Below are 11,932 nucleotides of genomic sequence, written 5' to 3'. Positions count from 1 at the left end.
CCTTCTGTAATCCCATTTGACGAATTGGTCAGTTCCGATTCATGCTTAAGCATAAACCTTCCATCAAGGGGAAGGTCAAGGGGACGCAAATGAACATCAGCGATGTGGCGAAAAAGACCGGGCTGACCAGCAAGGCGATTCGCTTTTACGAAGAGAAAGGCGTGGTGACACCGCCGTTGCGCAGTGAAAATGGTTACCGCACGTATAGCGGTCATCACATTGACGAGCTAAACCTGTTACGTCAGGCGCGTCAGGTGGGGTTCACGCTGGATGAGTGTCGTGAGCTGGTGGCGTTTTTCAATAATCCCTCGCGCCACAGTGCTGATGTCAAAGCCCGCACGCTGCAGAAAGCTGATGAAATCGCGGCCCACATTGAAGAATTGCATACGATGCGCGCACGCCTGCTGGCGCTGGCGGACGCCTGTCCCGGCGATGACAGTGCCGAGTGTCCCATCATCAATAATCTGGCCGGATGCTGCGGTCAGCGTGGCTGAATACGCAGTGTGATGCCCTCAACACCCACCACGACCACCGCTGTGCCCGCAGGCAGATCCCGATCTGCCTCAACACGCCAGCTGCTGTCCCCGATGCGCACATGGCCGGTGCGGTTGTGCAGGGCGGTATCCAGTGTAAGCTGCAACCCGATCATCTGGCTGCCGCGCTGGTTCAGAGCGTTGGGTTTTTGATGCGCCTCACGGTGGCGCATCCAGCGATACCACAAAAACACACACACCAGCGTCATCGCGGCAAACAGGGAACCCTGCGTCGTCCAGCTCACCGGCACAAACCATTCAATGAGGCCGACAATAACCGCCGCCAGACCGCTCCACAGAAGATAACCGCTGGTGCCCAGCATCTCAGCCGCCAGCAGTAATCCACCCAGCGTCAGCCAGAACCAGTGAGGGTGCGCGATAATGTCGGCCAGCATCAGCGTTTCGACTCAGTGCGTGAGTCCTTCAGCAGTTCACCGATGCCTGCAATTGAACCCAGCAGACTGCTTGCCTCCAGCGGCATCATGACGACTTTGCTGTTATTCCCCTCACCGATTTTTTGCAGCGCATCGGTGTATTTTTGTGCCACGAAGTAGTTGATCGCCTGAATATCGCCTGCTGCGATCGCTTCAGAGACCATTTTCGTGGCGTTAGCTTCTGCCTCAGCCTGACGCTCACGCGCCTCTGCCTGAAGGAATGCCGACGTACGTTCACCTTCGGCTTTAAGGATTTGCGACTGCTTTTCCCCTTCAGCGCGCAGGATTGCCGCCTGCCGTACACCTTCGGCTGTGAGAATGTCGGCGCGTTTGGTTCGCTCCGCTTTCATCTGCGCATTCATCGCGCCAATCAGTTCCTGCGGCGGACGCACGTCACGAATCTCGATGCGGGTGATCTTAACGCCCCACGGATTCGTCGCTTCATCCACGATGTGCAGCAGGCGGGTGTTGATGCTGTCGCGCTGTGACAGCATTTCGTCCAGCTCCATACTGCCAAGAACAGTACGCATGTTGGTCATGGTGAGGTTCAGGATAGCCTGCTCAAGATTGCTGACTTCATAGGCGGCACGCGCAGGGTCAACGACCTGAATAAAGCAGACGGCGTCGATGGTGACGTTGGCGTTGTCTTTAGAAATGATCTCCTGCGAGGGAATATCCAGTACCTGTTCCATCATGTTGATCTTACGACCGACACGATCCATGAACGGCACTACCAGGCTTAATCCTGGCTGCAGGGTGCGGGTATAACGGCCAAAGCGCTCGACCGTCCATTGAAAACCTTGTGGCACGATTTTAACGGTCGCCCAGACCGCTACCAGTGCCAGGATAATCAGGGCAGGAATAACACTAATCATACAACCTCCGCATTGTCAGATTAACGGGCCGAGTCGCTTCGGCCCGTGGTACTGCTGTTTAATACAGCAGGGAGTATAGCTGGCGACGATAGCGCGCAGCCAGTGCATCGCCGGTTCCCAGCGCGGCCAGAATTTCCTGTAGCATTTTACGCGCCTGGCCATCAGCGGCATTAAGATCAGATTTCAGGAAACTGAACAGCAGTTCCAGTGCTTCTTCATTACGACCCACCTGATGCAGCTGTAACGAGAGTTTAGCAGCCAGTCCGGCGTTAGTCGGGTCCGCTTCCAGCTCGGATTGCAGCTGCTGAATCTCCGGCGTATCCGCAGCCTGTTTCAGCAGATCGATCTGTGCCATCAGGCTCTGATAACGGGTATCCTGGTCCTGCAGCGGCACCACTTTCAGCACTGCCTCCGCTTCATCGCTGCGGTTCAGGGTAATCAGCACCTCCGCCAGCAGGAAACCAATTTCGCTGGACTGGTTGCTCAACTGCCACGCATCTTTTAACAGTGGCAGCGCCTCCAGCGGTTTCTCTTCCTGCATCAGCGCCATCGCCTGTTGCGCTTTCAGCTCTTCTTCGCGCGGCAGCACTTTTTCCAGCAGGGCGCGGATCGCTTCTTCTGGCTGTGGTCCCTGGAAGCCGTCGACCGGCTGGCCATCCTGGAACAGGTAGACGGTCGGAATTGAACGCAGACCAAACTGCGAGGCCACCCGTTGCTCTTTGTCACAATCCAGCTTTGCGAGGATAAACTGACCCGCGTACTCCTGGGCAAGACGCTCCAGCACCGGCGTCAGCTCCAGACAGTGCTGGCTGCGCTCAGACCAGAAGTAGAACAGCACCGGCAGCTGCATCGACTGCTCAAGGGTCTGCTGCAGGTTAGATTCGTTGATGTCGATGATAGAAGCTTGTGGTGACATGGATAAGTCTCTTTGCAAAAAGTGTTCTAAGAATATGGGGCCAACTGGCCCGGCTTCAAGCGCTATTACGCAGGCCTGATTAATGGCTGCGCAAAATGCGATCCAGCATCCAGCCAGGCAGTAACCGTTTCAACAGGCTCATTACGTGTGCGACCAGTGTCACCGGGTAGCGTAAACGTGGATGTTTACTCTCGAGTGCGTGACGAAGTTTAGGCAGAATGGCTTCCGGTGGCAGGGTGAAGCGTGCCGCGATGCCGGGGTTACGCACCGGATTATGCTGTTCGCCCTGCGTCACATTATCGGTAAAGCGCGTCTCAATCGGTCCCGGTTCTATCAGACTGACCCGAATGCCACTGCTGCGCACTTCCAGCCGCAGTGCATCGCTCCAGGCTTCCAGTGCATATTTACTGGCAGCGTACGCGCCCCGGCCTGGCGTGGAGATCAGTCCCAGCACCGAACTGGTATTCACAATGCGGCCATCGCCGCTGGCTTGTAACGCAGGTAACAGCCGCAGCGTTAATTGATGTACACCGAAAAAGTTGCTGGAAAACTGCTGTTCAAGTTGCTGACGGGAGAGGGTACGAAGCGGTCCATAGAGGCCAAACCCGGCGTTGTTAAACAGCGCATCCAGACGGTTATCGCATAACGCGAGTATCGCATCTGCTGCCTGATCCACGCTCTGCGGATCGTCCAGATCGAGCTGTAGCCCGGTAAAACCCAGCGTGTTCATACGCGCGACATCGTCGGCTTTGCGGCAGGCGGCGATCACCCGGTAACCTCGCGCCAGTAAATCGTGGGCGGCGACCAGGCCAATGCCGCTTGAACAACCTGTAATCAGAATAGTTTTTTGCATTTATTTACCCTATTTGCGCATCCTGGCGCGTTACGGCTGCTTAACTAAGGGGGCCAGTTCTTTTGCCATTAACGCAGAGATAAACGGCTGAGCATCAGGATTCGGATGAATACCATCCTGCTGCATCCATTCGGGTTTCAGATAGACCTGCTCCATAAAAAAGGGCACCAGAGGGATGGCATGCTGCTGTGCGAGCTCCGGATAGATGCCGCTGAACGCCTCGGTGTAGCGGCGGCCATAGTTGGCGGGCAGACGGATCTGCATCAGCAAGGGTTTCGCATTAGCGGCTTTGACATCGTCGATCACTTTACTCAGATTCTGTGCGATAGCGTCGGGCGGGAAACCGCGCAGACCATCGTTACCGCCCAGTTCGATTAACACCCATTGCGGCTTATGCTGTTTTAATAGCGCAGGCAGGCGCGCCAGTCCCTGGGCAGCAGTATCACCGCTGATGCTGGCGTTGACCACTTTCGGTTTCTGCTGCCACTGCTTATCAAGCAGGCTGGGCCAGGCCGCAGTGGCAGACATGCGATAGCCCGCACTCAGGCTGTCGCCCAGCACCATCAGGGTATCTGCAGCAGCAAGACGGGATACCAGCAGAAGAATCAATAACAGGAAGGGATAATGCCAGCGGAAAACATTGTTGAAGTTCATCATCTTACTAAGTCCGTCGGTCAGGGAGAGCATCAGTTAACCATCCTCACCGGAGTTGAGTTGGTTGTCAAACCAGCCGAGACCATTGCGCTGATTGGCGAGTCGGGTTCCGGCAAGTCTACCCTGCTGGGCATTCTGGCCGGGCTGGACGATGGCAGCAGCGGTGAAGTGCATCTGCTGGGTCAGCCGCTGCACCAGATGAATGAAGAGCAGCGTGCAGCACTGCGTGCCCGGCAGGTTGGTTTTGTGTTTCAGTCATTTATGCTGGTACCGACTCTGAATGCGCAGGAAAACGTTCAACTGCCATCACTGTTGCGCGGCGACAGCGATCGCCAGAGCCGCGAACAGGCGCGTGAACTGTTGACGCTACTCGGGCTGGGTGAGCGTCTGCATCATCTGCCCGCCCAGCTGTCCGGCGGCGAACAGCAGCGGGTCGCGCTGGCCCGCGCCTTCAGCGGTCGTCCGGGCCTGCTGTTTGCCGATGAGCCCACCGGCAATCTCGATCGTAAAACGGGTGACCGTATTGCCGACCTGCTGTTTTCTCTTAATCGCGACTTCGCCACCACGCTGATTCTGGTGACGCATGATGAACAGCTGGCAGCGCGTTGCGACCGTCGATTGCGGCTGCGTGACGGAAAATTGTGGGAGGAGCAATGATCTGGCGCTGGTTCTGGCGCGAGTGGCGCTCCCCCTCACTGCTGATCGTCTGGCTGGCTCTGACGCTGGCGGTAGCCTGCGTACTGGCGCTGGGCTCAATCAGCGATCGCATGGAAAAAGGGCTGAATCAGCAGAGTCGTGATTTTATGGCGGGTGACCGCACGCTGCGTAGCACTGATGCTGCCCCGGAAGCCTGGCTGGAAAAAGCGAAGGAAAACGGCCTGACGGTCAGTTCTCAACTGACTTTCATGACCATGACCTTTGCCGGGCAGTCGCCACAACTCGCCTCAGTCAAAGCGGTCGATGATCGCTATCCGATGTTTGGCACCTTACAGACGCAACCTCCGGGGCTGAGACCGCAGGCAGGCACCGCGCTGGCAGCACCGCGCCTGATGGCGCTGCTCAATCTGAAAGTGGGCGATACGCTGGAAGTGGGAGACACCCAGCTGCGCATCAGCGGCGAGGTAATTCAGGAGCCGGATGGCGGCTTTAACCCGTTTGAGATGGCGCCACGTCTGCTAATTAACCTGGCAGATGCGGCGAAAACCGGTGCAATTCAGCCGGGCAGCCGCATCACCTGGCGCTATAAATTCTCTGGTAATCCTGACCAGCTGACCAGCTATGACCGCTGGATTGAGCCGCAGCTGAAGGCGGATCAGCGCTGGATCAGCGTTGAGAACACGGAAGATGCGCTGGGCCGTTCGATGCAGCGCGCGCAACAATTCCTGCTGCTCTCGGCCTTGCTGACGCTGATGCTGGCGATTGCAGCCGTGGCGGTCGCCATGAGTCACTACTGCCGCAGCCGCTACGATCTGGTGGCGGTGCTGAAAACCCTGGGTGCGACGCACGGCGCGTTGCAGCGCTTAATCATCGGTCAGTGGCTGGCGGTGCTGCTGCTGGCGGCGATTGCCGGTGGCCTGGTGGGGCAGGGTGTGGAAGCGATCCTGATGGCGATGCTGAAACCGGTATTGCCTGCCAGCTTACCGGCAGCCAGCGTCTGGCCATGGATCTGGGCAGTGGGTTCATTGTTTGTAATTTCGCTGCTGGTGGGACTGCGTCCCTATCGTCTGCTGCTGGCAACCCAGCCGCTGCGGGTGCTGCGGCGCGATGCGGTGGCAAATCTCTGGCCGCTGAAGTTCTATATTCCGGTAATGATCGTGGTGGTCGTGACGCTGTTAGCGCTGCTGGTCGGCGGCAGTAAAATGCTCTGGGCGCTGCTGGCGGGTGTGGTGGTGCTGGCAGGATTACTGGCGTTACTCGGCTGGGGAACTCTGCTTCTATTGCGTCGGCTGGTGGTGCGCAATCTGGCATTGCGACTGGCGATCAACCGGCTGCTGCGCCAGCCCGGCATGACGCTGAGCCAGCTCGCCGCTTTTTCACTGTCGTTTATGCTGCTGGCGCTGCTGCTGGTAATGCGTGGCGATCTGCTGGATCGCTGGCAGCAGCAGTTACCGGCGGATAGCCCGAACTTCTTCCTGTTGAACATGACGGCCGATCAGGTGCCGCAGGTGCGTGACTTCCTGCAGTCGCATCAGATCACGCCCGGGACCTTTTACCCGATTGCGCGGGTACGGCTTAGTGAACTCAATGGCAAACCGGCCGATCCGAAGCTGGATAACGCCCTGAACCGTGAGCTCAACCTGACGGAACTGGCCGATCGCCCGGATCACAATCCGCTGGTGGCAGGCAACTGGCCACCAAAAGCGGGTGAAGTGTCGATGGAAGTGGAACTGGCGGATCGGCTGGGGCTGAAGCTCGGCGATACACTGACGTTCGACGGCGATACGCAGACGTTCAGCGCGCGTATTACCAGCCTGCGTAAAGTGGACTGGGAAAGCCTGAAGCCGAACTTCTTCTTTATCTTCCCGCCGGGTGCGCTCGACAGCCAGCCGCAGACCTGGCTCACCAGCTTCCGCATGGAGGCGAACCCGGATCTGCTGGCGCAGCTGAATCGTGCTTTTCCGGCGCTGAGTCTGCTGGATATCGGCAGCATCATGCAGCAGATCGGTCAGGTACTGACGCAGGTCAGCCGGGCGCTGGAGATCATGGTGGTACTGGTCACTGCCTGCGGTGTGTTACTGCTGCTGGCGCAGATTCAGGTCGGAATGCGGCAACGCAGGCAGGAGCTGGTGGTCTACCGCACGCTGGGTGCGGGCAAAAGACTGCTACGCACCACGCTGTGGTGTGAGTTTGCCCTGCTCGGCGTCGTCTCGGGCGTGGCGGCCGCGATGGGAGCAGAAGCGGCGCTATGGGGATTACAGACAAAGATTTTCGATTTCCCGTGGCAGCCTGACTGGACATTATGGCTGGCACTGCCGTTATGCGGCGCGTTGCTGTTATCGCTGTGCGGTGGCTGGCTTGGGATTCGGTTACTGAAAGGGAAGGCGTTGTTCAGGAAGTTTGATGCGGCATAAGGCAGGGCTGACTAAGGCGGCATGAGGCCGCCTTTAACCTTTATCCGGAACGCCCCAAGAACCCGCAAGCGGGTAACGGGAAACTACAGCTTTTCAACGGCCCAGGCGATGCCGCTGGCGTACTCTTCCGGGAGCAGGGGCACCAGCGCATTGAGTGCTGTTTTGAGCCGCCTTGCATCGCTGTCGGTCAGATTCAGATGACCCACTTTACGGCCCGGTCGCACCTCTTTGTCGTACCAGTGCAGATGCACCAGCGGCTGCTGCAGCCAGCTGAGATTCACATCGGTGCCGATCAGATTAACCATTACCGACGGCGCAAATACCATCGGCTGTGGCAATGCCAGACCAAGAATGGCGCGCAGATGCAGCTCAAACTGGCTGATCGACGCACCGTTCTGCGTCCAGTGACCACTGTTGTGCACGCGGGGCGCCAGCTCATTAATCAGCAGCCCATCAGGCGTAACGAAACACTCCATTGCCATTACGCCAACGTAATTCAGTGCCTGCATAATGGCGCTGAGCATCGATTCAGCCTGCTGCTGCTGAGCCTGGTCTGCCTGCGGAAACGCTACACTGGTGCGCAGAATGCCATCCTGATGCAGGTTATACGTCAGCGGATAGAATACAACGGTGCCATCGTGACCGCGTGCGCCCACCAGTGAGACTTCACCGGAAAAGTTGATGCCCTGCTCAACGATACATTCGCCGTAACACGCTTCGGGTAGCTGATGCGTCTCATCAGCACGCAGACGCCACTGACCTCGCCCGTCGTAACCGCCGGTGCGGCTTTTCACGATGGCCAGTTCGCCCAGCGAGTCAAACACTGCCGGCCATTCGCTTTTATCGGCCAGCAACTGCCATGGCGCGGTGGCAAGCCCCAGTTGGTCCAGCAACTGTTTCTGCGTCAGACGATCGGCCAGACGCGGAAAAATATCACGGTTAACAAAGGCCGGATGGCTCGCCAGTTCGCGCGTCAGCGCGGTCTCCGGCCAGCGTTCGATTTCGGCGGTGATCACACTGTCAGCGATGGGCAGGGAAGCAGGATCCGCCTCCAGACCCACCGGATAGACCGCGATCCCCAACGGTTCACCTGCCTGACGCAGCATACGACCCAACTGGCCGTTGCCCAGTACGCAAACCGGCTTCATGCATCCACCCGCGGATCAGGATGGTTCAGCACCTCATCGGTCTGACTCTGACGCCAGGTCGTCAGGCGTGACGCCAGCCCACTGTCATGCAGCGCCAGAATCTGTGCGGCCAGCAGCGCGGCATTGGCTGCGCCTGCTTTGCCAATCGCCAGCGTTCCGACCGGAATGCCGCGCGGCATCTGCACAATTGAATAGAGGCTATCCACGCCGCTTAGTGCAGCGCTCTGCACCGGTACACCCAGCACTGGCACCAGAGTTTTTGCCGCCAGCATACCTGGCAGATGTGCTGCGCCACCTGCGCCAGCAATAATCACCTGAAAACCGTTATCGGCTGCCGTTTCGGCAAAGCTGAACAGTTTATCCGGGGTACGGTGCGCAGAGACTACTTCAACATGAAAAGGGACGTCCAGGCTGGTGAGGATCTCAGCGGCGAACTGCATGGTGGCCCAGTCACTTCTGGAACCCATAACAATGGCGATGCGGGCCGGGGCGTTGGATGACATGCGGTCAACTCCTGTGAATAGACAAACAGACCTGGCCGGGCGGACAGGTTTTGAAGGGCACCGAGAATAGCATGAGAAGCACGCAAGGAAAACGGTTGCGTCCCGCTAACGTCCGCGAATTAACCGCAGATTAGAAGTCGAAATCGATGAGCTGAATGCCGCTGGCGTCGAGCTGAATCATGGAACCCCGGCTGTGCCAGGCACCCAGCACCGCGCGTTCCGCCGTTTCACCCTGCAGGTTCAGCGTATGAATGGCGGGGCGATGGGTATGACCGTGGATCAACAGCGGCACCTGCTGGCGCAGCATAGCGGCAGTGACTGCCTCCTGGTTTACATCCATGATGGTCTGGGATTTGTGCTGGTTTGCCTGTTTACTGTCGGCGCGCATCCGGGCCGCAATGCGTTTGCGGATCCTCAACGGCAGCGCCAGGAACAGTCGCTGGATCCACGGATTGTGCACTTTGGCACGAAAGCGCAGATAACCCGCATCGTCGGTGCAGAGCGTATCACCGTGCATGATGAGCAGCCGATGGCCGTAGAGCGTCAGCACCTGCTCTTCCGGCAGCAGCGTCATGCCGCTTGCGCGCGCAAAGCGTCGGCCAATCAGGAAATCCCGATTGCCATGGATGAAGAAGACCGGAACCGGGAGGGCGCGCAGGGCGCGGGCAATCTGCTGATGCAGAGGATTGGGATCGTCGTCACCAATCCAGGCTTCGAAGAGATCGCCAAGAATATAGAGCGCGTCGCAGTGGGGCGCTTCGCGCTGTAAAAAATGCAGAAAACCGGCGGTAATCGCCGGTTCTTCCTGACACAGATGGAGATCTGCGATAAACAGCGTGCGCGACATTACTCGCTGACGGTCACTTTCTGGATAACGACGTCATCTTTTGGCACATCCTGATGCATGCCGCTGCGGCCAGTAGAGACTGCTTTGATTTTCTCGACCACATCCATGCCTTCAACCACTTCAGCGAACACGCAGTAGCCCCAGCCCTGAACGCTTTCGTCACGGAAGTTCAGGAAGTCGTTGTCAGCTACGTTGATGAAGAACTGTGCGGTGGCAGAGTGCGGCGCAGAAGTACGTGCCATTGCCAGCGTACCTTTGGTGTTTTTCAGACCGTTGTTCGCTTCATTCTGAATTTCGGCTTTGGTTTCTTTCTGCTTCATGCCCGGCTCGAAGCCGCCGCCCTGAATCATAAAGCCGTTGATTACGCGGTGGAAAATGGTGTTGTCGTAAAAACCTTCACGGCAGTAATCCAGGAAGTTCTGTACGGTTGCCGGCGCTTTATCATCGAAAGTTTTGATTACGATATCGCCATGGTTCGTCTGGAAAGTTACCATTTTTGTCGTCCTGTAAAGGTTGTCATCAGTTGCTGAGGTCGCGGTGTCGATTGGCGTACCTCTTTTTGTCGACCGTTCTTATATCATAATTTCCAATGACGCGTCAGCAGCACGGCGCAGTTGGCTTGCTTTGCGTCGCGCGAGCGATAAAAATACGGCACAATGTCTGGATACTTAAAAGTGCCAACCACACGCGAAAACGGAACCGTTCAATGCTTAAGATTTATAACACCCTGAGTCGACAGAAAGAGGAATTCAAACCCATTCATGCCGGTAAAATCGGGATGTATGTTTGCGGCATCACGGTGTATGACCTCTGTCACATTGGTCATGGGCGGACGTTCGTGGCATTTGACGTCGTGGCGCGCTACCTGCGTTACCTCGGTTATCAGCTTAATTATGTCCGTAACATCACTGACATTGATGACAAAATCATCAAACGCGCCAACGAAAACGGCGAGAGTATCGAAACCCTGACCAACCGCATGATCGGCGAGATGCACAATGACTTCGCTGCGCTGGGGATCCTGCCGCCCGATGAGGAGCCGCGCGCGACCCGTCACATCGCTGAGATTATCGAGCTGGTGGAAAAACTGATTGCTCGCGGTCACGCCTATGTAGCGGACAATGGCGACGTGATGTTCGATGTGCTCAGCGATACCGATTACGGCGCGCTGTCGCGTCAGGATCTGGAGCAACTGCAGGCGGGCGCACGTGTTGAAGTGGCCGATGTGAAGCGCAACCCGATGGATTTCGTGCTGTGGAAAATGTCCAAAGCGGATGAGCCAGCCTGGTCATCGCCGTGGGGCAACGGCCGTCCTGGCTGGCACATTGAGTGTTCTGCGATGAACTGCAAACAACTGGGTACGCATTTCGATATCCATGGCGGCGGTTCAGACCTGATGTTCCCGCACCATGAAAACGAAATCGCTCAGTCGAGCTGCGCCCATGACGGCCCTTACGTCAATTACTGGATGCACTCCGGCATGGTGATGGTTGACCGTGAGAAGATGTCCAAATCACTCGGCAACTTCTTTACCGTGCGTGACGTGCTGCAACATTACGATGCGGAAACAGTGCGTTACTTCCTGATGTCCGGTCACTATCGCAGCCAGCTTAATTACGGCGAAGATAACCTGAATCAGGCGCGTGCGGCGCTGGAGCGTCTCTATACGGCGCTGCGCCACACCGACAGCAGCGTACCTGCAAGCGGCGGCGACGCGTTTGAAGCGCGTTTCCGCAGCGCGATGGATGATGATTTCAACACCCCGGAAGCCTACTCTGTGCTGTTCGATATGGCGCGTGAAGTCAACCGTCTGAAAAGCGAAGATGGTGCTTCAGCACATGCGCTGGCGTCTAAACTGCGCGAAATGGCTAACGTGCTGGGTATCCTGCAGCAGGATCCTGAGCTGTTCCTGCAAAGCGGCGCGCAGGTAAATGACGAAGAAGTTGCCGAGATTGAGCATTGGGTGAAGGCTCGTGCCGATGCACGCGCTGCCAAAGCCTGGGCAGAAGCGGATATCGCGCGTGACAAACTTAACGCGCTGGGTGTCATCGTCGAAGATGGGCCACAAGGGTCCAGCTGGCGTCGAAAATAAACCGGA

Annotated in this window: 13 protein-coding genes; 4 read left to right on the top strand and 9 right to left on the bottom strand. The window is 57.4% G+C overall.

The annotated features are described in order from the left end of the window. The first annotated feature begins 89 nt into the window (after positions 1 to 89). On the top strand, positions 90 to 494 hold the full coding sequence (gene cueR / locus KTJ90_RS14410; RefSeq protein WP_003849426.1) for a Cu(I)-responsive transcriptional regulator: 405 nt from the start codon (positions 90 to 92) through the stop codon (positions 492 to 494). Here cueR and KTJ90_RS14405 read toward each other — a convergent pair. The 5 genes from KTJ90_RS14405 to tesA all read right to left on the bottom strand — a co-directional run bounded on the left by KTJ90_RS14405 (position 482) and on the right by tesA (position 4,268). Next, positions 482 to 928 carry an NfeD family protein gene (locus KTJ90_RS14405; RefSeq protein ID WP_182630039.1) on the bottom strand — a complete coding sequence of 149 codons (447 nt, stop codon included), beginning with the start codon at positions 926 to 928 and terminating at the stop codon, positions 482 to 484. The two genes, cueR and KTJ90_RS14405, sit on opposite strands and share 13 nt — an antisense overlap. Then, the gene (locus tag KTJ90_RS14400; protein ID WP_499025121.1) at positions 928 to 1,842 is read right to left on the bottom strand and encodes an SPFH domain-containing protein; all 915 of its coding nucleotides are present in this window, start codon (positions 1,840 to 1,842) and stop codon (positions 928 to 930) included. The genes KTJ90_RS14405 and KTJ90_RS14400 overlap by 1 nt, the downstream gene beginning before the upstream one ends. 58 nt (positions 1,843 to 1,900) lie before the next feature. Then, the gene (locus KTJ90_RS14395) at positions 1,901 to 2,758 is read right to left on the bottom strand and encodes a co-chaperone YbbN (RefSeq protein WP_003849432.1); all 858 of its coding nucleotides are present in this window, start codon (positions 2,756 to 2,758) and stop codon (positions 1,901 to 1,903) included. 79 nt (positions 2,759 to 2,837) lie between these two features. Next, positions 2,838 to 3,611, bottom strand: coding sequence for an SDR family oxidoreductase (locus KTJ90_RS14390; RefSeq protein WP_003849434.1), 774 nt, complete (start codon positions 3,609 to 3,611; stop codon positions 2,838 to 2,840). Between the two features lie 30 nt (positions 3,612 to 3,641). Beyond that, positions 3,642 to 4,268 (bottom strand): multifunctional acyl-CoA thioesterase I/protease I/lysophospholipase L1, encoded by a 627-nt coding sequence (gene tesA / locus KTJ90_RS14385; RefSeq protein ID WP_181162210.1) that lies wholly within the window; start codon positions 4,266 to 4,268, stop codon positions 3,642 to 3,644. On the opposite strand from tesA, the gene ybbA reads away from it, so the two are divergent. Both ybbA and ybbP read left to right on the top strand, forming a co-directional pair. Continuing rightward, a complete protein-coding gene (gene ybbA / locus KTJ90_RS14380) occupies positions 4,236 to 4,922 on the top strand; it encodes a putative ABC transporter ATP-binding protein YbbA (RefSeq protein ID WP_010259059.1) in 687 nt (228 codons plus the stop codon). The genes tesA and ybbA overlap by 33 nt on opposite strands. Beyond that, positions 4,919 to 7,336 carry a putative ABC transporter permease subunit YbbP gene (gene ybbP, locus KTJ90_RS14375; RefSeq protein WP_442844135.1) on the top strand — a complete coding sequence of 806 codons (2,418 nt, stop codon included), beginning with the start codon at positions 4,919 to 4,921 and terminating at the stop codon, positions 7,334 to 7,336. Before ybbA ends, ybbP begins: the two co-directional genes overlap by 4 nt. A gap of 83 nt (positions 7,337 to 7,419) precedes the next feature. On the opposite strand, the gene purK is transcribed toward ybbP, so the two are convergent. From purK to ppiB, 4 genes are all read right to left on the bottom strand, one after another. After that, positions 7,420 to 8,484: a 5-(carboxyamino)imidazole ribonucleotide synthase gene (purK, locus tag KTJ90_RS14370; RefSeq protein ID WP_442844136.1), complete on the bottom strand. Its 1,065-nt coding sequence runs from the start codon at positions 8,482 to 8,484 to the stop codon at positions 7,420 to 7,422. Beyond that, positions 8,481 to 8,987, bottom strand: a complete 507-nt coding sequence (gene purE / locus KTJ90_RS14365) for a 5-(carboxyamino)imidazole ribonucleotide mutase (RefSeq protein ID WP_003849444.1) — start codon at positions 8,985 to 8,987, stop codon at positions 8,481 to 8,483. Before purE ends, purK begins: the two co-directional genes overlap by 4 nt. Positions 8,988 to 9,117: 130 nt before the next feature. Continuing rightward, entirely contained in the window at positions 9,118 to 9,834 is a 717-nt protein-coding gene (gene lpxH, locus KTJ90_RS14360; protein ID WP_003849446.1) for a UDP-2,3-diacylglucosamine diphosphatase, read from the bottom strand. Continuing rightward, positions 9,834 to 10,328, bottom strand: coding sequence for a peptidylprolyl isomerase B (ppiB, locus tag KTJ90_RS14355; protein WP_003849447.1), 495 nt, complete (start codon positions 10,326 to 10,328; stop codon positions 9,834 to 9,836). The genes lpxH and ppiB overlap by 1 nt, the downstream gene beginning before the upstream one ends. A 212-nt stretch (positions 10,329 to 10,540) precedes the next feature. Between ppiB and cysS the strand changes: the two genes are divergently transcribed. Further along, a complete protein-coding gene (gene cysS / locus KTJ90_RS14350) occupies positions 10,541 to 11,926 on the top strand; it encodes a cysteine--tRNA ligase (RefSeq protein ID WP_008924928.1) in 1,386 nt (461 codons plus the stop codon). Positions 11,927 to 11,932 lie beyond the last annotated feature (6 nt).

This window comes from Pantoea jilinensis (assembly GCF_019104105.1).
GTDB lineage: Bacteria > Pseudomonadota > Gammaproteobacteria > Enterobacterales > Enterobacteriaceae > Pantoea > Pantoea eucalypti.
This window is presented reverse-complemented; position numbering and strand designations above follow the sequence as displayed.